This window comes from Desulfoconvexum algidum (assembly GCF_055382125.1).
Genome location: NZ_AP042394.1, coordinates 897,139 through 921,601, shown reverse-complemented (window position 1 = coordinate 921,601; position 24,463 = coordinate 897,139). Strand labels below are relative to the sequence as shown.

20 protein-coding genes and 6 tRNA genes are annotated in these 24,463 nt (G+C 45.1%); 12 read left to right on the top strand and 14 right to left on the bottom strand.

The genetic code is table 11. From position 1 onward, the window contains the following. Nucleotide 1: 1 nt before the first annotated feature. The 14 genes from rpoB to ACZ45G_RS04095 all read right to left on the bottom strand — a co-directional run bounded on the left by rpoB (nt 2) and on the right by ACZ45G_RS04095 (nt 8,683). Nucleotides 2–4,129: a DNA-directed RNA polymerase subunit beta gene (gene rpoB, locus ACZ45G_RS04160; RefSeq protein WP_464179863.1), complete on the bottom strand. Its 4,128-nt coding sequence runs from the start codon at nt 4,127–4,129 to the stop codon at nt 2–4. A 113-nt stretch (nt 4,130–4,242) separates the two neighbouring features. Then, on the bottom strand, nt 4,243–4,623 hold the full coding sequence (gene rplL, locus ACZ45G_RS04155; protein ID WP_464175410.1) for a 50S ribosomal protein L7/L12: 381 nt from the start codon (nt 4,621–4,623) through the stop codon (nt 4,243–4,245). Between the two features lie 75 nt (nt 4,624–4,698). After that, nucleotides 4,699–5,223 (bottom strand): 50S ribosomal protein L10, encoded by a 525-nt coding sequence (gene rplJ / locus ACZ45G_RS04150; protein WP_464175409.1) that lies wholly within the window; start codon nt 5,221–5,223, stop codon nt 4,699–4,701. Between the two features lie 211 nt (nt 5,224–5,434). Continuing rightward, nucleotides 5,435–6,127, bottom strand: coding sequence for a 50S ribosomal protein L1 (gene rplA / locus ACZ45G_RS04145; protein ID WP_464175408.1), 693 nt, complete (start codon nt 6,125–6,127; stop codon nt 5,435–5,437). Between the two features lie 25 nt (nt 6,128–6,152). Next, nucleotides 6,153–6,575, bottom strand: coding sequence for a 50S ribosomal protein L11 (gene rplK / locus ACZ45G_RS04140; protein ID WP_464175407.1), 423 nt, complete (start codon nt 6,573–6,575; stop codon nt 6,153–6,155). A gap of 54 nt (nt 6,576–6,629) precedes the next feature. After that, entirely contained in the window at nt 6,630–7,160 is a 531-nt protein-coding gene (gene nusG / locus ACZ45G_RS04135) for a transcription termination/antitermination protein NusG (protein ID WP_464175406.1), read from the bottom strand. Between the two features lie 15 nt (nt 7,161–7,175). Continuing rightward, on the bottom strand, nt 7,176–7,532 hold the full coding sequence (secE, locus tag ACZ45G_RS04130) for a preprotein translocase subunit SecE (protein WP_464175405.1): 357 nt from the start codon (nt 7,530–7,532) through the stop codon (nt 7,176–7,178). Nucleotides 7,533–7,591: 59 nt separating this feature from the next. Beyond that, nucleotides 7,592–7,668, bottom strand: a tRNA-Trp gene (locus ACZ45G_RS04125). 11 nt (nt 7,669–7,679) lie between these two features. Continuing rightward, nucleotides 7,680–7,838: a 50S ribosomal protein L33 gene (rpmG, locus tag ACZ45G_RS04120; RefSeq protein WP_464175403.1), complete on the bottom strand. Its 159-nt coding sequence runs from the start codon at nt 7,836–7,838 to the stop codon at nt 7,680–7,682. A 63-nt stretch (nt 7,839–7,901) separates the two neighbouring features. Beyond that, nucleotides 7,902–7,991 carry a hypothetical protein gene (locus ACZ45G_RS04115; RefSeq protein ID WP_464179860.1) on the bottom strand — a complete coding sequence of 30 codons (90 nt, stop codon included), beginning with the start codon at nt 7,989–7,991 and terminating at the stop codon, nt 7,902–7,904. Between the two features lie 242 nt (nt 7,992–8,233). After that, a tRNA-Thr gene (locus tag ACZ45G_RS04110) sits at nt 8,234–8,310 on the bottom strand. Nucleotides 8,311–8,351: 41 nt separating this feature from the next. Beyond that, nucleotides 8,352–8,427 (bottom strand) — tRNA-Gly (locus ACZ45G_RS04105). Nucleotides 8,428–8,506: 79 nt separating this feature from the next. Continuing rightward, nucleotides 8,507–8,591 (bottom strand) — tRNA-Tyr (locus ACZ45G_RS04100). Nucleotides 8,592–8,607: 16 nt separating this feature from the next. Then, nucleotides 8,608–8,683 (bottom strand) — tRNA-Thr (locus ACZ45G_RS04095). A 413-nt stretch (nt 8,684–9,096) separates the two neighbouring features. On the opposite strand from ACZ45G_RS04095, the gene ACZ45G_RS04090 reads away from it, so the two are divergent. From ACZ45G_RS04090 to ACZ45G_RS04035, 12 genes are all read left to right on the top strand, one after another. Further along, nucleotides 9,097–10,893, top strand: a complete 1,797-nt coding sequence (locus tag ACZ45G_RS04090; RefSeq protein WP_464175402.1) for a lytic transglycosylase domain-containing protein — start codon at nt 9,097–9,099, stop codon at nt 10,891–10,893. A gap of 5 nt (nt 10,894–10,898) precedes the next feature. Then, nucleotides 10,899–10,973: transfer RNA gene (locus ACZ45G_RS04085), tRNA-Arg, on the top strand. A 16-nt stretch (nt 10,974–10,989) separates the two neighbouring features. After that, the gene (locus ACZ45G_RS04080; RefSeq protein ID WP_464175401.1) at nt 10,990–12,237 is read left to right on the top strand and encodes a peptidase U32 family protein; all 1,248 of its coding nucleotides are present in this window, start codon (nt 10,990–10,992) and stop codon (nt 12,235–12,237) included. A 106-nt stretch (nt 12,238–12,343) separates the two neighbouring features. Beyond that, nucleotides 12,344–15,529, top strand: a complete 3,186-nt coding sequence (locus ACZ45G_RS04075; RefSeq protein ID WP_464175400.1) for a hybrid sensor histidine kinase/response regulator — start codon at nt 12,344–12,346, stop codon at nt 15,527–15,529. Between the two features lie 29 nt (nt 15,530–15,558). Then, nucleotides 15,559–16,008 carry a chemotaxis protein CheW gene (locus ACZ45G_RS04070; protein ID WP_464175399.1) on the top strand — a complete coding sequence of 150 codons (450 nt, stop codon included), beginning with the start codon at nt 15,559–15,561 and terminating at the stop codon, nt 16,006–16,008. Continuing rightward, nucleotides 16,008–17,096, top strand: a complete 1,089-nt coding sequence (locus tag ACZ45G_RS04065; RefSeq protein WP_464175398.1) for a protein-glutamate methylesterase/protein-glutamine glutaminase — start codon at nt 16,008–16,010, stop codon at nt 17,094–17,096. Before ACZ45G_RS04070 ends, ACZ45G_RS04065 begins: the two co-directional genes overlap by 1 nt. A 32-nt stretch (nt 17,097–17,128) precedes the next feature. Then, nucleotides 17,129–17,974, top strand: coding sequence for a CheR family methyltransferase (locus ACZ45G_RS04060; protein WP_464175397.1), 846 nt, complete (start codon nt 17,129–17,131; stop codon nt 17,972–17,974). 50 nt (nt 17,975–18,024) lie between these two features. Further along, a complete protein-coding gene (locus tag ACZ45G_RS04055) occupies nt 18,025–19,704 on the top strand; it encodes a HEAT repeat domain-containing protein (protein ID WP_464175396.1) in 1,680 nt (559 codons plus the stop codon). Beyond that, nucleotides 19,704–21,641, top strand: coding sequence for a penicillin-binding protein 1A (locus tag ACZ45G_RS04050; RefSeq protein ID WP_464175395.1), 1,938 nt, complete (start codon nt 19,704–19,706; stop codon nt 21,639–21,641). The genes ACZ45G_RS04055 and ACZ45G_RS04050 overlap by 1 nt, the downstream gene beginning before the upstream one ends. Continuing rightward, entirely contained in the window at nt 21,638–21,877 is a 240-nt protein-coding gene (locus ACZ45G_RS04045) for a hypothetical protein (RefSeq protein WP_464175393.1), read from the top strand. Before ACZ45G_RS04050 ends, ACZ45G_RS04045 begins: the two co-directional genes overlap by 4 nt. Nucleotides 21,878–22,000: 123 nt before the next feature. Continuing rightward, complete coding sequence (locus ACZ45G_RS04040; protein WP_464175392.1) at nt 22,001–23,467, top strand: TolC family protein; 1,467 nt, start codon at nt 22,001–22,003, stop codon at nt 23,465–23,467. 3 nt (nt 23,468–23,470) lie between these two features. Beyond that, nucleotides 23,471–24,448, top strand: coding sequence for an HlyD family secretion protein (locus tag ACZ45G_RS04035; RefSeq protein ID WP_464175391.1), 978 nt, complete (start codon nt 23,471–23,473; stop codon nt 24,446–24,448). Nucleotides 24,449–24,463: the final 15 nt, after the last annotated feature.

Below are 24,463 nucleotides of genomic sequence, written 5' to 3'. Positions count from 1 at the left end.
CTTATTTGGTACCTTCTATAAGATTCATGTCCAAACCCAGACTATTGAGTTCTTTTGTCAGAACCCTGAAAGATTCAGGCATCCCAGGTTCAAGAACATTCTGGCCTTTGACTATTTTTTCGTACATACGTGTTCTTCCGGTCATATCATCTGATTTTACAGTTAGAAATTCCTGGAGTGCATGGGCGGCACCATAGGCTTCCATTGCCCAAACCTCCATCTCCCCGAGTCGCTGCCCGCCGAACTGAGCTTTACCGCCCAGGGGCTGCTGGGTAACAAGAGAATAAGGGCCAATGGAACGGGCATGAAGTTTGTCATCAACCAAATGATGAAGTTTGAGCATATACATGGTCCCCACGGTTACCGCATGGTCAAAAGGTTCCCCGGTTCTGCCGTCGTGCAATGTCACCTGGCCGGAGGTTTCAAAGCCAGCCATTTCAAGCATTTCTTTGATTTCTTCCTCTGTGGCACCGTCAAAAACTGGGGTTGCCGTATGGACTCCCCTTCGATACATCTTACCAAATTTAATCAGCTCATCATCGGACATGGCATCGATTTTATTGGCCAGAACATCCTCAATGGAATCCGCCTTCTGGGTTTTGGTCAAGGTGAAAATAGCCCTCAATTTTTCCCTTAATTGTTTGAGCTTCTCCTCTTCAATAAGCTCATTTATCTGCTGGCCCAATCCAAAGGCCGCATGGCCCAGATGAATTTCAAGGATCTGCCCAACGTTCATACGGGAAGGAACGCCCAAGGGGTTGAGCACCATATCAACCGGCCGACCATCTGCAAAATAGGGCAGATCTTCCTGGCGTAAAATTCTGGAAACAACCCCCTTATTTCCATGACGGCCTGCCATCTTATCTCCAACCGAAAGAACTCTGAGCAGGGCCACGGATATTTTGATCAACTTGAGCACACCAGGGGGAAGGTCATCCCCTTTTTCGAATCTGGATACCTGTCGATTAAATTGTTCTCTGGCTTTTTTGATCTGGTTCTGGGCATGTTCTAGAATAATCTGGACTCGTTCAGTCAGCAGGGGATCACTTACCGCCACGTTCACCAACACAGAGACAGGAACCTCTGCAAAGGAACCCGGCGCGGCAATCATGCCTGCTTTGACAATGGTTTTCCCATTTTTTTCTAAATTTGAAAGAATTTTCTGGCCGCCAAGGATATTTTCCACCTTTTCCCTGGCAACCTCAGAAATGATTTTAATCTCATCATCTCTGTCCTTTTCAATCCGTTCTATCTCTTCGTCTTCAATAAGCCGGGTTCTGTCATCCTTGGAAAGTCCCCTTCTTGAAAAGACCTTGGCATCAATAACTTTTCCTTTTACACCAGGGGGAACACAAAGGGAGGTATCTTTTACATCCCCCGCCTTTTCCCCAAAAATAGCCCGGAGCAGTTTTTCTTCGGGAGAAAGCTGGGTTTCTCCTTTAGGTGTGATCTTACCCACAAGGATATCACCAGATTGAACCTCGGCTCCCAGGCGAATAATACCACTCTCATCCAAATTTTTAAGCGCCTCTTCACCCACGTTCGGAATATCCCGGGTAATTTCTTCCTTGCCCAGTTTGGTGTCCCTTGCAAGAACTTCATATTCCTCGACATGGACAGAGGTGTATACCCCATCCTTGACAAGCCGCTCACTGACCAGGATGGAATCCTCATAGTTGTATCCGTCCCAGGGCATAAAGGCCACTGTGACATTCTTCCCGAGAGCTAGTTCTCCCATTTCAGTCGAGGGTCCGTCGGCAATGACCTGGCCCTTTTTAACGGTTTCCCCTTTTTCAACAATGGGTCTGTGGTTGAAACAGGTATTCTGGTTAGACCGGACAAATTTTGTACAATTATAAATAGAGACCGCTTTTTCAAAATGGCTGTCTTCTTTGTCATCATTTTTAACAACAATGCGTTTGGAATCCACTTCCACGACAACGCCATCAAATTCTGAAACGATTGTAACCCCGGAATCCCTTGCAACGACACTTTCCATGCCGGTTCCCACCAAAGGTGCTTCACTCTGGATCAGCGGCACTGCCTGACGCTGCATGTTGGACCCCATCAGGGCCCTGTTGGCATCATCATTTTCAAGAAAAGGAATCAAGGACGCAGAAACAGACACCAGCTGATTGGGGGATACATCCATGAATTTGACATCTTTGTTGTCAATCCACTCAAATTCACCGCCCACCCGGGCAGAAACAGTAGGATTGAGAAAATTTCCGTCAACGTCCAGAGGGGCATTGGCCTGGCCTATGGGCAATTCTTTTTCTTCAAATGCGCTTAAATGTCGAATATTTTTTGAAACATTCCCATCCTCAGCAATCCGGAAAGGAGTTTCAATGAAGCCAAAATCATTCACCCTGGCATAGGTACACAAGGAAACAATCAAACCAATATTGGGTCCTTCAGGGGTCTCAATGGGACAAATTCTTCCGTAATGGGAAGGATGAACATCCCTGACTTCAAACCCGGCTCGCTCCCGGGTAAGGCCCCCTGGTCCAAGGGCAGAAAGTCTTCGTTTATGGGTTGTCTCGGACAAAGGGTTTGTCTGATCCATAAACTGGGACAACTGGGAAGTTCCGAAAAATTCTCTGACCACGGCAGAAACCGGCTTTGGATTAATGAGGTCATGGGGCATCATGGCATCGACTTCCTGCATGCTCATTTTTTCCTTGATAGCCCTTTCCATGCGAACCAATCCAATCCGATAATGATTTTCAAGCAGCTCTCCAACAGCCCTGACCCTACGGTTACCAAGGTGATCGATATCATCCACCTGGCCCTGGGTATCTTTAAGCTCAATAAGGGTTGCGGCGGTTAAAAGAACGTCTTCTCTTCTCAAGGTCTTCACATCAATTTTTGTGTCCACCCCAAGCCTGTGGTTCATCTTAAGCCGGCCGACCTTGGAAAGGTCATAGTATGTCTGGCGAAAAAAGAGATGATCGATAAAATCCTGGGCAACTTCTATTGTGGCTGGGTTCCCGGGTCGCAGGCGCCGATAAATATCCATGAGCGCCTCTTCCTTGGATTCGGTTTTATCTGTCACCAAAGTTTTACGCATGGAGTCTGAACTTCTGGCCTCCAAAAAGAGGATGTGGAAATCATCCATTTCATACTCATCCATAATCTCGAAGGTGTCTTCGGCGATCAAATCACCGGCCTTAAAAATAATTTCATTGGTCTTGGGATCAACAAAACTACTGGCAAACCCCTTGTCAATGAGTTCTTCATTGGAAATCGGAATAAACTCAAGCCCCTCATCACTGAGCTGCTTGATGGCACGTTTTGTAAAAATCCGACCGGTCTTGATGACAATATCTCCGGTTTCCGGGGATTTAATATCAAAACTGGCCCGCTGCCGGACAAGATTATCCGGAACAAATTCTTTAAAAAAAGAGCCATTCTTCTTAATGATTCTCTCTTTTTTATAAAAGAAATCCAAGATATCATCACTGGTATACCCAAAAGATTTAAATAGAATGGAAACCGGAAATTTTCTTCTACGGTCGATGCGGATGTTGACAATATCCTTGGCATCTATTTCCAAATCAATCCAGGAGCCGCGCACAGGGATAACCCTTGCGTTATAGATAATCTTACCACTTGAATAATTTTTACCCTTGTCATGGTCGAAAAACACGCCGGATGATCGATGAAGCTGACTTACCACCGCTCTTTCCGTCCCATTAATAATAAAGGTACCCCGGGGGGTCATCAGCGGAATGGTTCCAAAATAAATTTCTTGCTCTTTGATATCTCTAATGGCCGAGACATCCGTTTCTTTATCCCGATCATAAACAACCAGCCGAACCCGGATATTAACCGGGATGTCGTAGGTCATCCCCCGACTAATACATTCTTTCATGGAATGTTTTGATTCACCAAAGGAATAAGAAACATATTCCAATGATGAGGTATCGGTAAAATCCTTAATCGGAAATACCGATTTAAATACAGAATGGAGTCCTTTTTCCTCCCTGTCTTGGGGAAGGGTGTCTCTTTGAAGGAAACTCTCAAAAGAATTGCGCTGCATTCCGATTAAATCAGGAATATCAATTATCTTTCTCTTACTGCCAAACTCTTTTCTATTACGCTTATTCGTCAAAAGACTTCCGGTCATGATATCTCCCAGTGTGAGTTTTTCCAACCGTAAAAGCGGAGACATGGCAATATTGCCCTGCCCCCGCATATAGTTAATACACGTTGTCTATCGTGTAAATCAGCTATGCAAAACTATTTTACAGAAACCTGTGCACCAGCACCCTCGAGTTGCTCTTTAACCTTTTGAGCTTCCTCTTTGGTAACACCTTCTTTAACAGCTTTGGGGGCTTCTTCAACCAATGCCTTGGCTTCTTTGAGGCCCAGCCCCGTAAGGGCTCTTACTTCTTTAATGACATTAATTTTCTTGTCACCAATGGTTTCAAGAATAACATCAAATTCAGTTTGCTCCTCAGCAACAGCAGCATCTCCAGCAGGCATCGCACCTGCAAATGCAACAGGAGCAGCAGCGCTCACGCCAAATTTTTCTTCAAGTTCTTTCACGAGCTCTGAAAGGTCAAGTACGCTCATGTTTGCTATAAATTCAATAACATCATCTTTAGTGATATCCGCCATTTTTTTTCTCCTAAATTGACACTTTCTAAAATGTAATTTTTATATTTTTAAAATATTTTAATTTAGCTATTTTGATTAAGCTGCTTCTTTTTGATCTTTAATTGCAGAAAGAACGTTAACAAAAGCCCTGGGAACGCCTGAAATAACAGTAACAAATGAGGTCGGAACTGCATTAAGTGTACAAACCAGTTTCGTGAGAAGCTCTTGTTTGGACGGCATTTTAGCCAGCTGGGCAATCTCTTCTACAGAGATAAGCTTACCTGCAAACGTACCGGCTTTAATCTCCAGCTTCTCATTGTCTTTTGCAAAATCAACAAGAATCTTTGCAGGCGCAACGGGATCATCAGCAGAAATAACGATTGCATTGGGACCTTTATAAAGGTCTTGCATGAGAGCAGAATCAGACCCTTTTGCAGCCCTTGTCAAAAGCGTGTTCTTAACAACTTCGATCTGAACGCCCGCATCTCTCAGCTTTGCGCGAAGCTCTGTCATCTTTAATACATCAAGACCTTTATAGTCAAAAAGTATTGTGATTTCAGCGCCAGCTAACTGAGCGGACAGCCGTTCAACGATTTCTTTTTTTTCAGAAATATTTAGCAATTTACATACACCTCCTTCCATTAATTAATTTTTACGAAGGTGCCAACTAAACCAAAACAAAATTTAATTTTTCTATCTCGGCAGGCCGGCAAATCCGATTATGCATCATATTGACACACCTACTGTCTAGGACAGGTAACAAAATACTCGCTCAATAATAGCCTTTAATTTAAAAAGACTGTTTTTTATCAACGATTATTCTATAACAACATTACTTTAACAACGAGGGATCTACTTTTATTCCGGGACCCATTGTTGATGAAATCGTTATCGTTTTAATATATGCGCCCTTACTGGAAGCAGGCCTCAGAGAAAGAACCTTATCGAGAAAGGCCATCACATTTTCAGTAAGTTTTTCAGCGCCAAAGGAAATCTTTCCCACGGGAGCATGAATAATACCAGCTTTTTCAACCCGGAATTCAATTTTCCCTGCTTTAAGTTCTTCAATGGCTTTTCCAAGCTCAAAGGTAACTGTTCCGGTCTTGGCATTTGGCATCAACCCTCGGGGTCCAAGGACCCGACCCAGCTTACCGACAGCGCCCATCATATCAGGCGTGGCAATGGCCTTATCAAACCCGAACCAACCATCTTTTATCTTGGCCAGAACCTCGTCGGTGGCTATGAAATCAGCGCCAGCATCAAGAGCTTCTTTTTCCTTCTCTCCCTTGGCAAACACAAGTACCTTTACGTCTTTACCAAGTCCATTGGGTAGCACGACAGTCCCACGAACCATCTGATCGGCATGCCGCGGATCAACGCCCAATCTCACGGCCACATCAACGGTTTCATCAAATTTGACATAACTTGAAGATACAGCGATTTCCAAGGCGTCCAGTGGACCGTACTGGATAGTTCTATCGACTTTTTTTTGTGCTTCTATCTGTTTTTTACTCCGCTTTGGCATTTTTCATCACTCTTTATACTTAAAGTTAAACTACTTCTATCCCCATACTTCTTGCAGTGCCGGCGATAATCTTCACAGCGGCATCTATATCTGAGGCGTTTAAATCTTCTTTTTTTAATTCTGCTATTCCAACCAGCTGATCATGGGTAACCTTTCCAACCTTGTTTCGATTGGGTTCGGCAGATCCCTTTTTCAATTTCGCTGCAGCCAGCAACAATCTTGATGCCGGAGGTGTTTTTGTTATAAAGCTGAATGATCTATCCTGATAAACGGTTATGACAACTGGAATGATAGACCCTGCGTCATTGGCTGTTTTTGCATTAAAAGCTTTGCAAAAATCCATGATATTTACTCCATGCTGACCAAGAGCTGGGCCAATGGGTGGAGATGGATTGGCTTTTCCTGCTTCAACCTGAAGCTTTATTTGTGTCATTACTTTTTTTGCCATTTTAAATACTCCTGAAACTTAACGCTTAAATAAAATAAAAATAGGGAAAACCAATCAAACCTTGGAAACCTGTATAAAATTTAACTCAACAGGGGTTGCCCTTCCAAAAATACTTACCAGCACCCTTACTTTTTCCTTGTCCGGGGATACATCTTCAACCGTACCATTAAAATTTGCAAATGGGCCATCAACCACTCTGATTTCATCACCCGGCTCAAAAAAGTATTTTGGCTGGGGTTTGTCCTTGCCCTGCTGCATTTTGTCAATAATACTCTGTGCTTCTCGTTCTGTAATGGGAGCCGGCTTGTTTTTCCCTCCCAGAAACCCGGTTACTTTCTGAGTGGAACTAACGATATGCCATGTCTCGTTATCAAGGTGCATTCGCACCAATATATACCCTGGATAAAATTTGCGGGATGACTCTCTTCTTTTCCCATCCACCAACTCAACCACATTCTCGGTTGGAATCAGAATATCCCCGAATTTCTCAGGATGCTTGGAAGCATCAATTTTTTCTTCCAAAGCTACTTTTACTTTTTGTTCATGACCAGAGTACACATGAACAACGTACCATTTTAGAGACATGCTATTTCCCTTAATCTATGTAAGGACAACCTGAACAAGCTTGGAAAGACCATAGTCGAAAAGCCCAAGGAAAGCTGCCACGACAAAAACAAAAATAATCACCACGACGGTTGTTCCCGTTGTTTGCTTGCGCGTAGGCCAAGTCACCTTTTTCAACTCAACCTTGACTTCCCTGAAAAAATCAATTGAGCGTTGGAAAAAATTAGGCTCACCCACTTTCCCCTCAACAATTAATTTCTCTTGCTTCTGCAACCCCTTAGATGCGGCTGGCTTGGACCCAGAAAGTTTGGTGCCTACATCCGTTATTTCTTCCGAATCGACGTCCTTTTTTTTCTTTTCACCAAAAGGCTTTTTTTTCTGTATCCGTGACATAAAACTCCTGGATCTGCCTTTGAAGCTGCCAATCAGCAGAATCAAAAATTTATAAAATTTGGCAGGTCAGGAGGGAGTCGAACCCACAACCGCCGGATTTGGAGTCCGGAGCTCTGCCAATTGGAGCTACTGACCTGCAAACTTAAATTATTTTATCTTAGTCTCTTTATGCACCACATGTTTATTACAAAACTTGCAGTACTTTTTAAGCTCGATTTTGTCTGGAGTTGACCGCTTGTTCTTTGTAGTTGTATAATTGCGCCTCTTGCAGTCTGTACATGCAAGAGCAATAAGTACTCTATCCACTGTTAAACCCCTTGGTATTTATTCAACAATTTAACCGATAACACCGGCACTGACCCGGCCACCTTACCTAATTGCAAAACGAACTTCTTTTTCTGTTGCAATGGGCGTTATCAGCTCAATATTGATAGTTGCATTATCGCAGGGCATGATCATTTTCATGCCCTCATCAAGCGTCACAAAGCCTGTAAAATTCAGTTAGCATATCACATTGGTTCAAAAGAAACAATTACCTTTGGAACCCCAACATACCGGGGCTAGAAAAATATGCATTCTTGTAGTGAACACGGAACCACCATCTGCACTAACAGCGAGAACAGCCCCGCTCATTTGGGCTGCACTCGTAATCATATTAAATTTTTCTTTAGCCATTTTCCAAAATTCCCTTTGTCGCTCTGTGGAGCCCATGACCAGAGTCGAACTGGTGAACCTCTTCCTTACCAAGGAAGCGCTCTACCAACTGAGCTACATGGGCGTATTCAAACAAAACATTAAGCTTAAAAGAGAACTTGGGCATGGAGCGGGAGACGAGATTCGAACTCGCGACATTCAGCTTGGAAGGCTGAAGCTCTACCAACTGAGCTACTCCCGCATAAATCATATAGTCAACAAACCAAAATCGACTATGTAGTAACGATCCACCCTACTCAAGATCTCCTACACAATACTTTTGGTGGTGGGGGGAGGATTTGAACCTCCGAAGGCTGAGCCGTCAGATTTACAGTCTGATCCCTTTGACCACTCGGGAACCCCACCAAAGCATTTCCATTTCTGGAGCCGATACCCCGAATCGAACGGAGGACATTCTCATTACAAGTGAGATGCTCTACCAACTGAGCTATATCGGCTTATCTTAAAATTTGTGACAACTTCGTCACATCAAAAAGACCGGCAGAATATATCAGAGCATTTCAAGTTTATCAACCGCAACTTAAGACCGCCTCATCCGATTCAAACCGATTAAGACCGATAGATGCCATAAAACCTTTGATTTGCCCCTATATCCTCTGTTCTTTTCAAATCATTTGCCAAACCCAATGACTTTCTCCCAAAAGGTTCGCTTAAAATTGAGTCTCAAGAACAATTTATCTAATATAAATGAAAAACCTTTCCAATTCAAGCTTTTCTTAAATTAGCCAAAAAAACCTTTCCAAAATCCATTAACCTTTCCAAAAACACCCGGGCTCTATTGACAAGGCCACTCGAATCTATTAATTAAAGCCCAATATATTGAAACAATACCTCTGATCATAGGAGAAAAATGACATTTAAAAGATTGGCTGTTTTTACATTTATCCTTTTTTTATCGACAAGTTGCCAGCAAGCCAACCTAAATTCTGCAAAGCCCCTTCAGTCTGATACCAAAATTGCAGACACTGGGTCCCTATACCAGGGGGCAGTAATTATGGAGGCCGTTGAGGAAACGGAAAATTCTGTTATTGATCCGAAAACAGATCCAACCGATAAATCTTTACCTTGTAAAGACAAAGAAGAACCCAAAGAAATAGGTCAGGACAACATTGACCAAGCCTTGGAGCTGTGTAATTATGCCCAAAAAATGTGGGAAGAAGGCAACCTTGATGAGGCACTCAACAACCTTGATTCTGCATACTCTCTGATCCTTGGAATAGACCCCAATGCCGCCCATGAGCTGAGCCAGCAAAAAGAAGATGTCCGGTATCTGATCTCTAAACGTATTCTTGAAATTTATGCCTCCCGCCAGATCGTTGTAACAGGACAACATAATGAAATCCCCATAACCATGAATGCCTATGTCAAGGCCGAGATAGAAAGATTTACCGGTCCGGAAAGAAGGTTTTTCATCCAATCCATGGAAAGGGCAGCCCGGTATAGACCCTATATTGTTGAAGAATTAAAAAAAGCCGGCCTGCCTGAAGAACTTTCCTGGCTCCCCTTGGTCGAAAGCGGTTTTAAATTGCGGGCACTCTCCTCTGCCAGAGCTCTGGGAATATGGCAATTCATCCCCTCCACCGGCCATAAATTCGGCCTTAACAGGAATCATTACATTGACGAACGCATGGATCCAGAAAAATCAACCCTTGCCGCCATTGCTTATTTAAATGAACTTCATGCTCTTTTTGGGGACTGGACAACGGCACTGGCTTCCTACAATTGTGGAGAATATAGGGTCCTTCGAACCATTCGCCGTCAAAAGATCAACTATCTGGACAATTTTTGGGATCTACACCAGAATCTTCCCCGTGAAACCTCCCGGTATGTTCCCAGATTCCTGGCAACCCTTCATATTGTAAATAATCTCGAAAAATACAATATGGAAATCAAAAATCCACAGCTCCCTCTGGAATATGAAACTTTTGCTGTAAAAAAACAAATCCGGTTAAAGGATATTGCCACGGCAATTGATATTAATCCCCAATTGCTTGCCAAGCTAAACCCGGAACTACGATATAAACTGCTCCCGCCTGAAACATATCAACTAAAAATTCCTCGGGAAAAAGCATCTATTTTTCTTGGCAAACTGGACAACATCAAAGCCACATACTCCCCTCCGCCAATGTATGTCTACCATCGGGTCAGGAAAGGGGAGACCTTGTCGGGCATTTCCAGACGCTACAAAACTTCGGTTCAGACCATTTCCCGTGCAAATAACATTTCCAGAGCCCATAGAATCTATGCCGGAAAAGTATTAAAAATCCCCAGTCGACAATATCAAAATAATCCGGTTGTTGCCAAAACAAGGAACATCAAGGGAACCAGCCAAGATAAACCAACCCGCTACAAAGTCAACCGCGGCGACAATTTATGGATCATTGCCAAACGGTTTTCCACAACCACCAAACAGATTATGGCAGTTAACAAATTGCCCAATACCAATCTGCACATAGGACAGACCTTATATATACCCTCCAATGATCTTGTATCAAAAAAAGGTTCCAGCACCTACAAGGTCCAATCAGGAGACAGCCCTTTTTTAATTGCCAAACGACATAATATGAATTTAAATCGATTTCTGGCCTTGAATCGTCTCGATAAAAGAAGTAAGATCTTTCCCGGACAAAAACTTAAAATCGAATAAAATATGCCCCCGTAGCTCAGTGGATAGAGCATTGGATTCCTAATCCATGTGCGCAAGTTCGATTCTTGCCGGGGGCACCACAAGCAAAAAAAAAACATGCCGCATAAAATAATCAAACCGGAATTACTCGCACCGGCCGGAAATTTTGAAAAACTTGAAATTGCCATCCACTACGGTGCAGATGCAATTTATCTTGCTGGAAAAGATTTCAGCCTTAGAAACTTTTCTGGAAATTTCACGGACCCGGAGTTGATGCAAGCAGTTCGCACTGCCCATGATGCCAATGTAAAAATCTACCTGGCCTGTAATATTTATTCAAGAAACCACGAACAATCACACATCAGAACATTTCTGGAAAAAATCGGGCAAATCCAGCCCGATGCCATCATTATATCAGATCCCGGAATTATCATGCTGGCCCAGGAGATCATTCCCAACATTGATATTCATTTGAGCACCCAGGCCAATACAACCAATTTTAATACCGCTCGCTTCTGGCAAAAACTCGGGGTTAAGCGAGTGAACCTGGCCAGGGAGTTATCCTTGGATGAAATTGCCGAAATAGCTCAGAATGCCCAGAATGCCCAGAATGCCCAGAATGCCCAGATAGAAACTGAGACCTTTATCCATGGCGCCATGTGTATCTCATATTCCGGCAGGTGCCTGCTCAGCAATGTGTTAAGCAATAGAGACAGCAACAGAGGTCTTTGCAGCCATCCTTGCCGATGGAAATATGCAGTGGTTGAAGAATTACGGCCCAATGAATTCCATCCATTGATGGAAGATTCCAGGGGGTCCTACATTTTTAACTCCAAAGACCTGTGCATGATTGACCATATTCCCGCTTTAATCAATGCTCAGATTTCCTCATTGAAAATAGAAGGCAGAATGAAAGGTATCAACTACCTAGCATCGGTGGTAAAAACCTATCGGAATGCCATTGACACCTATATGGCAAATCCAAAAGGCTATAAGGTCAAAGAAGAGTGGCGAAGAGAACTTTTCCAGGTGTATCACAGGGCCTATTCCACTGGATTTTATTTTGGCAATTCAGAAGAACAATCCCCCAATTATGAAAACATCCACCAGGGGAAAATCCATAGTTTTATCGGCAAAGTTCTGGCATGTATGGAGGGGAACTGTTTTCTGGTTGAAATTCGAAATAAAATCAATAAAAATGACCGGATCGAAATTCTCACCCCGAAAGAACCGGCCATGGAATCCGACATATTGAAATTATCCGATCCGAATCAGAATCCCATTGAAAATGCCCAGCCAAACACCCGGGCAATTATGGAGTTTGCACATCCTTGCCAGCCCAATGATATCATTCGGAAAATATAAATACGCCCGCCTATTCATAATTTGACTTTCTATTCGATTATCTGTAAATTAAGTAGCAATCAAAAAATTTTACGATTTCGAGAATAAACCTTTCGGGAGATGAAATATGTTCGAAGACGACGAAACCCTGCAAATGTATATTGAAGAATCATTGGATCATCTTGGCGATATCGAAAGTGATCTTTTAACCATTGAAGAAGCCGGAGCAAACATAGATCTGGACCTGGTGAACAATGTCTTCCGGGCAGCCCATTCTATCAAAGGCGGAGCGGGGTTTATGGGACTGACGACCATAAAAGACCTTTCCCATCACCTTGAAAATGTACTGGGTCTGATCCGAACCAACGAGCTCATACCCGACTCAACCAGAATCTCTGTTCTTCTAAAGGGCTTTGATAAACTTGAAACCTTGTTGAAAAACATTGAAACCAGTAATGATGTGGATGTGTCCGATCATATCGCAGCCCTGGAAAACATAACAAAGTCATCCCTGCCGGAAGCGCAGCAGGACATGGTTTCTGAAATAGTTGATATTGTCCTCGAAGACGGCAGGATTTTTCAACAGGTTTCCCTTTATGAAATTGAAAAATACAAGGCTGAAGGAAAAAATCTTTTTCTGGTTGAGTATGATCTGATCAATGATATTCAGCGCAAAGGGAAAAACCCCATTGACGTGCTGAACACTCTCCAAAAAACCGGAACCATTGTGGACTCCCGGATTGACTTTGACTCCGTGGGCACACTTGACAACACAACCGTTCCAAGCAGGATTCCGTTTCAGGTTCTTTTTGCCTCCATCATCGAGTATGATATGGCCGAGACGCTTTTTGATATCAACAAACGATATATCCATGCCATCACAGATCCAATGATTGTTTCAACCGCTGCTATTGAATCAGTCCCCCAGTCAATGACCGTAGCAGACAAAGCAGAACCGGAAGTTATCCTACCAAAGGAAACAACAAACACTCCCCAAGCGGCTCTCAGATCCCCAGCACAAAAGATAGCCGTCGCCAAGGCAGTTGCCCCGGTGATTGTCGCCAAAGAAGCAGGAAAAGCTGCTGAAGTCGCTACAAAAACCCAGACATCGTTACGGGTCAATGTGGGACTCCTTGATACCCTCATGAATCTTGCCGGAGAACTGGTTTTAAGCAGGAACCAATTGCTCCAGGGAATCAGTTCTTCCAATGTAAAAGCAACTGAAGTGTCTGGTCAGAGAATAGATATGATCACCTCTGAACTTCAGGAAGCCATCATGAAGACGAGAATGCAGCCCATCGCCAATATTCTGAACAAATTCACGCGAGTGGTAAGGGATCTTTCCCAACAGCTGGGCAAAACCATTGAACTTGAAATCGAAGGCAAGGATGTTGAACTTGACAAAACCATTCTCGAATCCATCAATGACCCCCTAACCCACTTGGTTCGAAACTCAGTTGACCATGGGATCGAAACCCCCATGGAAAGAGAACAGATGGGCAAGGAACCCACCGGTACAATTGTTTTAAAGGCCTTCCACGAGGCCGGTCAGGTGAATCTTGTCATTTCAGATGACGGGAAAGGATTATACCCGGAAAAAATTGCAGCGTCAGCTATTGACAAGGGTCTTGTAACCGAACAGCAGGTGGCTGACATGTCAGAAAAAAACAAGATGGAATTAATTTTTCTGCCAGGTTTTTCAACAGCCGAGGAAGTGACGGATGTGTCCGGCAGAGGGGTTGGCATGGATGTGGTGATTACCAATATCGAAACCCTTGGGGGTATAATAGAACTGGATTCCACCCCGGGACAGGGAACCACCATTCAAATTAAACTCCCCTTGACCCTGGCCATTATCCCAAGCCAGATCACCTCGGTGGGCAATGAACGTTATGCCCTGCCCCAGGTAAACCTGAATGAATTGCTAAGAATCCCGGCAGCCCAGGTGAAAGAAAAAATCGAAACCGTCGGTGATGCCGCAGTTGTTCGCTTAAGGGGAGAATTGCTTCCTTTATTGGATCTGTCGGAAATGTTGGGTATTAAAAAAATATATACCGACCCCAAAGGGGAAAAAGCGCATCCTGACAGGAGAGAACACACAGCAGATAGGCGTTCCAAACACCATTTAACCACAGAAGACGCCCTATCTGACGCACCAGCGCCAGCCCCCCCTGTTGAAAGAGAAAAAAAAGACAGACGTTACCATGCCGCCAGCGCCATTAACATTGCAGTTGTTTCAGCCGGTGCCTTCAAGTACGGCTTGATTGTAGATCAATTGCATGATTCTGAAGAGATTGTTGTCAAGCCTGTGGGGCGCCACCTGAAAAAATGTGCCGCCTATGCTGGCGCCACCATTATGGGGGATGGTAAGGTTGCCCTGATCCTTGACATTTCAAATCTTGCCCAGATGGCAGACCTTTCTACCGTATTTGATGCCGGACAAGTTGCCAAGGCAGCGGAAGCGGCCGCAGCCGCGGCAGCTGCAAAGGACAATGTGGCCCTGCTGACCTTTAAAAACGGTGAACGAGAACATTTTGCAGCTCCCCTTAGTCTTGTTGAGCGGATAGAAAGGATACAGACCTCTGCCATTGAACAGATTGGTAACAAAAAAGTGGTTCAATACAGAGGCGGAGCACTGCCCCTTTACGAACTATCCCAGGTGGCTGATTTCAATCCCTTGCCTGAAAAAGAACAGCAGGAAGTAATTGTCTTTAAAATAAAAAACAGAGAACTTGGTCTCATGGTAACCCCACCCATAGATGCCATGGAACTCTCCCTGGATATCGATCCAACGACCTTGAAGCAGCCAGCCATCAGCGGGTCCATGATCATCAATGAACATACCACCCTTTTGGTGGATATTTTTGAGATGGTCAAAAAATTAAACCCGGATTGGTTTGTCCAGGAAGCAAGTGCTGCCGCAGAAATGGCCCAGGACGGAGAAAAAATAATTCTTTTTGCTGAGGATTCTGCTTTTTTCAGGAATCAGGTCAAAGGATTCCTAGAAGAAGACGGATTCAAGGTCATTGAAGCGGAAGACGGGCTGATTGCCTGGGAACTTCTAAAGGAACGGGTTGATGAAATTGACCTGGTTGTTACGGATCTTGAAATGCCGAACATGGATGGCTTCGAATTCACCAAACGAATTAAAGAGAATCCCCAATACTCTCACCTGAAGGTTATTGCATTAACATCCCTGGCAAGTGAAGCACATGTTGAAAAGGGTAAAATTGTGGGGATTGATGATTATCAAATCAAGCTGGACAGGGAAAAATTGATGAAAACGGTTCGGAAACACCTGAATCTATCCTAATTGCTTTTTGTCACCCTAAGGAGAAACAAATGACAGAAATGAATACAGACAGTACTTCTAAAGATATTGAATTTGCCACCTTCTATGTTGGCGGCGCACTCTGCGGCATCGATATACTGAACATACAAGAGATAAACAAAAACTTTGAAATCACCAAGGTACCCCAGGCATCGGATTATGTGGAAGGGATTTTAAACCTGAGGGGAAGAATCGTTACCATTATTGATCTGGGAAAAAAACTAGGCCTTGAACCGGTTAACAAAGACAAGGACAACCGGAATATCATTGTAAATTCCGATGATGAGCACATAGGGCTGTTGGTGAACTCAATCAGCGACGTGGTGCTGGCACAAAAAAAAGATATTGAACCGGCACCTTCAAATATAGGCGGTGCAAAGGGAAAATTCTTCCAGGGTGTTTTAAAGACAGAAACCCAGCTAATTGGAATTTTGGACATTGATGAGGTTCTTAAAGATTGATGGAAATGTTAAAGGTTCTGGTGGTCGATGACACCATTGTTTACAGAAAAATTGTGGGAGATGTTTTAAAGGCAATTCCCGGGGTGGAAATGGTGGGAACAGCCAATAATGGAAAAATCGCCCTGTCCAAAATCAACACCTTAAAACCCGATTTAATTACCCTTGATATTGAAATGCCGGAAATGAGCGGGATTGAGGTGCTCCAGGAACTTCAGCAGCACCCCTCTCCTCCCAAGGTCATCATGCTGTCCACCCTGACCCGGGAAGGCAGTGAAATGACGATCAAGGCGTTGGAACTGGGGGCTTTTGATTTTATCCCCAAACCCGATGCCGGCACAATGGCCGACAATCTGCTCAAGGTAAAACAAACACTCGAACCCATTGTCAGCGCATTGAAACGCCAACGATCAAACCGCCTCAACCTTCGCCATAGAATTTCTTCCATAAAACGGGCTGAACCAAGACAACCGCCACTGCCTGACACCACAATTCAACGTCCACGGAAAACAAAATCCGAGATTGTCGGCATTGGCATCTCCACCGGCGGACCCAATGCCCTGACACGAATGATTCCCATGCTGCCCGGCGATTTTAAAGCCCCCATCCTCATTGTTCAGCATATGCCGCCCATGTTCACGGCCTCCCTGGCCAACAGCCTGAACAACAAGAGCCAACTCACAGTCAAGGAAGCCGAAGACGGGGATCTCATTGTTCCCGGCCGGGTTTTGATTGCACCGGGTGGACGACAAATGAAAATTGTGGCCGGCCAGGACGGTATTTCCAGGAAAATAAAGATAACGGACGATCCTCCGGAGAATAGCTGCAGACCCTCGGTGGACTACCTGTTCCGATCAATTGCCCAGCACTATGTGGGACGGGCAACAGGTGTCATTATGACCGGAATGGGATCTGATGGTTCAAAGGGACTTGCCCAGATGAAAAAGAATGGCAACTATATTATTGCCCAGGATGAAGCGAGCTGTACGGTTTTTGGCATGCCAAAAGCGCCCATTGAATCGGGTATTGTCGATGTGATCGCTCCTTTGGATAAAATAGCGAACGAAATTCTCAAAACAATTATTTCCTAACCCGTAATCTCTATTGGTATCACCCCAAATTTATGACTAAAATTAAAGTAACACCCAACGAGTTTAAAGATTTTTCTAAATATATCCTGGATATATCGGGGATTGCTCTTGATGTGGGCAAGGAATATTTGCTGGAAACCCGTTTGGGACCCATACTCACCCGCCTGGGATGTGGTTCCTATGTGGAGCTACTGAGAAAGGCCAAATCTGATTTTAAAAAAACACTGGAAAATGAAATCATAGATGCGATTTCCACCAATGAAACCTATTTTTTCAGGGACAAATCTCCGTTTCAATTATTGCAGCATAAAATCTTTCCGGATCTCATTGACAAGAGATCCTCAAAAAATACTGGCTTAAAACCGACCCTTCGGCTGTGGAGCGCTGCCAACTCAACCGGCCAGGAAATATACTCCATTGCCATGACCCTCCTTGAAATGGGGATCACGTCTAAAAATTATAATATAAAACTCTATGGGACGGATATATCCGATGCGGCCATTGCCCAGGCAAGTTATGGACTTTATAACAAATTCGAGGTGGCCAGGGGGCTTGACCCGGGCCGTCTGAGCAAATATTTCGATCCACATGAAGACCGATATAAAATCAAGGATGAACTCCGGGCCATGGTCCAGTTTAAAAAAATGAATCTCATGAAACCCTTTATGGGCATGGGAAAGTTTGATATCATTTTGTGCAGAAATGTGATGATCTATTTTACCACCCAAGATCGAAGAAAGATTTATCAAAGTATTTCTTCTGTCCTGGAACCGGATGGGTACCTTCTCATCGGTTCCACAGAATCCCTTGTAAACGACACAGACCTCTATGCATCCAATAAATATCTCAATTCGATTTTTTACCAGTTTAAACCATAACACCAGTTTAAACCATAACACCAGTTTAAACCACAACAAAGGGCTTGCCTATGAGTTCCACCGACCCTGAAAATTTTGTCGAAAATTTTATTGCCGAACTGGTTTTTTGTCTCCACCAGGAAGATATTGTTAAAGCCAAAGCACTGCTTCAGTTTGCCGCTGATTCCAGCATCAGCGCAGATGTTCAGAAAAAAGCCATGACGGAACTGGCCAAGGGATCCCAACGGGTTGTACTCCCCCTTCTTGAATACCTGACCAAAATTGATATTTCCGATCCAAAAATCCAGGAAGCCCTGTACGAGCTTATTCTTGACAAGGCATACGGAAATACAGACCTGGTCATTGCCTATATTACCAAGAACGAAAAAAAGGCCAGGCTCCTGTTTTTAAAAGCCGCAGGAGAGCTCTCGTTGATGGAGACAGCCCCCGTATTAAAACAGATTGTCTCCACGGACAAGGACCCCCAAATCCTTGGGGCTGCCATCCAGTCCCTTGGTGCCCTCAGGTTGCAATCGTCACTTGATACCTTTGGGTGCATGGCAGTTCACCCTGACCGCGAGGTCAAACGCTCAGCCATTTTTGCCATATCGGAAACCGGCAGCCAGGAGGCGGTTGATCTGATCATGGGTTTTTTAGGTGAGGATGAGCAAACCAATAAACTGGCAGTGGAAGCCCTCGCTGAAATGCAGGATCTTTATGCCCTTGAACAGCTTACCTCTCTCCTAAGTTCCCCCATCACCATTGTCCGGGATACTGCCATAGATCAATTATTGAAACTGGGCACCAAAGCCACTCCCATTCTTACCCGGGCATTTAAAAATGCCCAGGCAGATTATCTGGTTCACCTGATTACCACCCTGGGTTACATTGGGGATACCGCTGCCATTATTCCCATATTGGATATTATCAATACCCAGCCCAAGGATGCCAATATCCGCCAGGCCGCCTATGAAGCCATGGAAAGGATCCCCTCCCCTAGAACCGCCATGTGCCTGGCCCAGGGGTTACAGGATCCGGTAGAGGCGGTTCGAATGTCTGCGGCCAGAGCCATCGATAAAAACCTGTCCAAACCCTTGGTTGCAGGACTTAAAAATATCGTCCGATCCGGATCTTTGGATGCCCTAAACGCTGTTTCAGCCCTCATCGACGCCGATGCAGAAAATATATTTAATTTCCTTGTGGAAGAAGAGGATTTCCTAAGCCTCGCCCAACAGCACATCACCCAATGCGCAGATCCTATTACCCGAAAAAACTTTTTAAAAAAAATGACAAGTCTAGGACAAAAAGAGATTGTCGAAAAGATTGAGTCAAAAGCCACCCAACCCTCTTCCACAGACACAGCCAAAATAATTGTGGTAGATGATTCAAAGATGATGCTCAAACTCTACCAGAACAAACTAACTGCCCTGGGATTTACCCCCCAAATCTTTGATCTACCTGAAGACGCCATCCCCCAAATTCTTGCCACCCAGCCGGATCTGGTCATCACAGACCTGAACATGCCCAACATAAGCGGCCTGGAACTTACCCGGGAAATTAGAAAAAAGTTTACCCGCCAGCAGGTGCCGGTTCTCATGATCACAACCCAGAGCGATTTTGTAGAAGAAGAGAACGGTGACGTGCGGGTGGATGAAACCCTTTTGACAAAATCCGGTATCAATCTCATCCTTCATAAACCATTTACAGATGATGATTTCAAACAAGCGATCACCCAATTTCTGGTCTCCTAATGCCTTCTCCCATAAAACGGACCTTTCTCTTTATTTCCTTTATCGGCATTCTTACAGGACTTTTAACGGGGTCCTTCCTGGGGCTTGTATATGATCTGCCTGAAATAAACCATTTAAAGCTGTTCAAGCCTTCTTCGGTCACAACCGTCTTTTCATCGGACAATCAGATAATTACCCGGTTCTATCTTGAAAAACGGTTTCCCGTATCCATTGACAAAATTCCAAAATCCCTAATTGATGCCCTGATTACCACGGAAGACAGAAGTTTTTTTGATCACTCGGGCGTTAATCTCAAGGCAGTTTTACGGGCGATTGTGCAGGACATCAAGGTGGGCAGTTTCAAACAAGGGGCCAGCACCCTGACCCAGCAGCTGGCAAAAACATTATTTTTATCCCCGGAAAAATCAATTATCCGAAAAATCCGGGAAGCCATACTGGCGGTCCAGATCGAACGACGCTACACCAAAAATGAAATTCTTGAGCTTTATTTAAATCTTGTCTACCTGGGTAGCGGGGCCTATGGGGTTGAAGCTGCCGCTAAAACCTATTTTGACAGGTCGGTAACGGATTTAACACTTGGACAAGCAGCGCTTCTTGCCGGGCTACCAAAAGCCCCCAGTGTCTATTCTCCCCTTAACAATCCCCTTCTTGCAAAAAAAAGGCGCGCCATTATTTTAAAACAAATGCGCCTGGCCAACATCATTTCCCTTCAGGCCCAAACCCTTGCAAACCAAGAACCTGTTTCCATCAAACCCAGAACAACAACCCAATCTTCTGCCCCTTTTTTTGTGGCATTCCTGAAAAATAATTTAAAATTGCATCCAGGCCTGACCTCGGGGTTTTCAAATGGATTAAATATTTATACCACCCTGGATTTAAAATTCCAAACCATTGCCCAGACCTGTGTCAACAACCAGATAGAACGCCTTAAACGAAGAATGAAAAAAAATGGGGTAAAAAACCCTATTCCTGAAGCGGCTTTGGTTGCCATCGATATTCGAACAGGGGGTATACTCAGCATGGTGGGGGGGACCGACTTTAACAAGAACCAATTTAACAGGGCAGTTCAAGCCAGACGACAGCCCGGTTCCGCCTTTAAGCCCTTTGTCTATGCCACGGCTCTGGGGAAGGGATATTCCCAAGCCCAAACCCTTTTGGATGCCCCCCTACGCTACGCCCAGGAACAAGGCAAGACCTGGGAGGTAAAAAATTTTTCACGCAATTATAGTGGAGAGATGACACTTCGAAAAGCCCTGGCCCTGTCCAAAAATACGCCCGTGGTAAGGCTGCTTGAGCAAATCGGGCCCAAAGCGGTCATTGACTTTGCACAAAAGGCAGGGATCAGCTCCCCGTTGCACCCCTATTTATCCCTTGCATTGGGAACCGCTGAGGTTTCCCTGCTCGAGCTGACATCTGCCTATGTCCCCTTTGCCAACAAGGGTATCCAGGTGACGCCTTCTTCCATTGTCCGCATCACGGATGCGGATGGGGGTATCGTTTTTCAAAATTCAATCAACCGCCAATCCATCATGTCCCGGCAGGATGCTGCCATAATGGTGGATATGCTCAAGGCGGTTATCCTTGAAGGAACCGGAAAACGCGCAGGTCACATAAAAAAAGATATTGCCGGTAAAACAGGAACCACTGACCATTACAAAGACGCTTATTTCATCGGGATAAGCCCACAGATTGCCCTGGGGGTTTGGGTGGGAAACGATGACGCAACCACCCTGGGGCGCTATGAAACCGGTGCAAGGGCCGCTTTGCCCATCTGGAGTGCTTATATGGAAGCATTCCTTAAAGACAAACCGGTTCAATATTTTGATATACCAGATGGGACCAAAATGATATATATCCATCCTGGTACGGGTAAAATCCTCTCCCAGAGCGATTCTATGGCAGTACGCGCATTGATTAAAACAAAGGAAAAACCATGATAAGAAAAGCAATATTAAGCGACGTAAATGATATCCATGCCCTGTTACAACTATATCATAAACAAGGAAAACTGCTGGCCAGGCCCTTGAGCAAATTATATGATCATTTAAGGGATTTTTGGGTATTTGAAGATGATACAAAAAAGACCTGCCCATCAAGGTCTGGTCCGACTGCATCGGATGCGTCAGTTTTCCCAATTGTGATGAAATCGCAATGCTCAAAAAATTATAGTTAAACGCGGTATGCAAGCCGAACTGCCGCTTGGCTTAATTTTTTCGGGTTGTTTTTTCAATAGGGTATGTTATCTTGACTGCGCAAAACAGAACGGCGATAATATGGATAAAGAAAAGGTCAACGGTTGAATATAAAAACAATTTTCACACGGATTATAGCGTTTTTAACGCCTAATTTTCAAAGCGTTCTTTGGGTGATGGTGTTTCTGGCAGGAATTGCCCCGGCACTACCTGCGTCAGCCCAGGATTTCGATTTCGGTACTGCCTGGCAGCAGGCGCGCCAGAAAAGCCATGTTTTAAAAGCGGAACAGGCCAATATGGATCATGCTGCCTACCAGCAAAGCGCAGCCCGGGATCTGTATCTGCCCCAGGTAACTCTTTTAGGCGGTTATCTCCGCCTTGACGAGGATATCACCCTGGGTCCGGATGACCTATTTGACAGCATGCCGGCAGGAGACATGGCCGGGTCTGTTTTTTACAGCTTGCTGGAAAACTATGGCTTATCAAGAAGCCAGGCATCTGCCGGCCTCACCTCAACCATCAGTGACAGGAATATCAGCAGCAGTTCGGTAAACCTTCTATGGCCCCTGTATACGGGCGGCCGGATAGATGCTGCCCAGGAAATAGCCAAAGCCTCGGTTGACCAAGCGCAACAGCAGCGTGAATTAAAGGTTGATAGTCAGTTTGAGACCCTTTGCCAGCGATATTTTGGTGCCGTTCTGACCGGCCAGGTTCTTGCCGCCCGCCTTGAAGTGGAAAAAAGCCTGAAACTTCATTTTGACCATGCCTGCCTGTTGGTGGAAAACGGTCAAATTGCCGAGGTTGAAAGACTTCAGGCCGAGGCCTCCCATGACAAGGCAAGGGTGGACAGGCAAAAGGCAGCCAGTGATCTGGGCATTACCCAGGCCGCTTTGACCCGGTTTCTCCAGGAAGAAACGACGGCCCGGCCCACCACAGGACTCTTTGTTAATCGCAAGCTTCCGTTGCTTGAAATATTTACCCAAAAAACCCTTAACGGATATGCCGGACTTGCTATTTTAGATGCAAAACAAGAAATGGCCGCAGGACTGGTTAAAATAGAACAAGGCAAATATTATCCAGAGGTTGCCCTGATCGGAAATTACAACCTCTATGAAGAGGATTCCCTTGCCTCAGATCTGATGCCGGATTGGTTTGTCGGCATCTCTGTCAGTCTTCCCTTGATAGATCGTTCCAGCCGCAGCAATAAAGTCAAGGCAGCCAAAAGCCAGATTACACGAGTTGCGGCCCTGCGATCCCAGGCCCGGCAGGATCTTTCCCTTGTTGTGGAAAAGACCTATCGCCTCATTGAACAGGCCATTGCCGAGTATGATGGTCTGGCCTCGAGTCAACGACTGGCTGAAAAGACAGTTGAACTGCGGGAAAAGGCCTTTGTCCAGGGACTTTCCACCTCCCTTGATGTGGTGGATGCAAGACTCTATGTTGCCGGCGTTAAAATTCAGCGAGCCCATGCCGCCTACACCTATGTCATGGAACTTGCAAAACTATTGGCCATCAGCGGCCAAATCAACGAATTTTCGCAATATTATGAAACCTGCACAATAAAGGATTAACCCATGCGATTGATAAAAATATCAGCCCTGGTCCTGTTTGGAGCGGCGGCGGTGGGCTGGCTCGGTTACAGCTTTTGGCTGGCATACCAGCCCCTACCGATTATGATCCAGGGACAGATAGAGGCCCAGCAATACACTATTTCCTCCAAGGTACCCGGCAGAATAGATAAAATCATGGTAAAAAAAGGAGACTTGGTAAAGGCAGGACAACTCATCTTTACCCTGTATAGTCCGGAAATAGAAGCCAAACTGATCCAGGCCCGGGCCTCCCAAGATGCTGCAGATGCCCTGTCAGACCAGGCCCAGAAGGGGGCAAGATCCCAGGAAATAACCGCTGCCCGGGACAGGTGGCAGCAGGCAAAAGCCGCTGCCGATCTCCTGGAAAAGACCTTTCAGCGGATTGAAAATCTGTATCACAGCGGCGTGATGCCTGAACAAAAAAGAGATGAGGTCTATACCCAGATGCAGGCGGCCCGCTTCAGTGAAAACGGGGCATTACAGCTCTATCACATGGCACGGGAAGGGGCCAGGGAAGAGACCAAACGGGCGGCAGCAGGCAAGGCCAAAATGGCCGCAGGGGCCGTGGCCGAAATTGAGGCCTATGCGGCCGACACCCGTATTCATGCCTGGCATGGCGGTGAAGTTTCCCAGATTCTGATGCAGAGCGGTGAACTATCCCCCCAGGGCTTTCCCATCGTAAGTATTCTTGATATGAACGATTGCTGGGCTGTTTTTCATATCAGAGAGGATATGCTCAGCCAATACACCAAGGGAAGTCAAATCATGGTCCAGATTCCGGCCTTGGGAGAAAAAAAATACCCTTTCATAATTAACTATGTTGCGGTTATGGGTGATTTTGCCACCTGGCGCGCCACCAATACCCAACGAGGTTTTGACATGCGGACCTTTGAGATTGAAGCCCGCCCCCTCACCCCCATTAACGGCCTACGGGTTGGCATGGGTGTGCTGCTGGCGCAATAATGAACCAAAAATGAC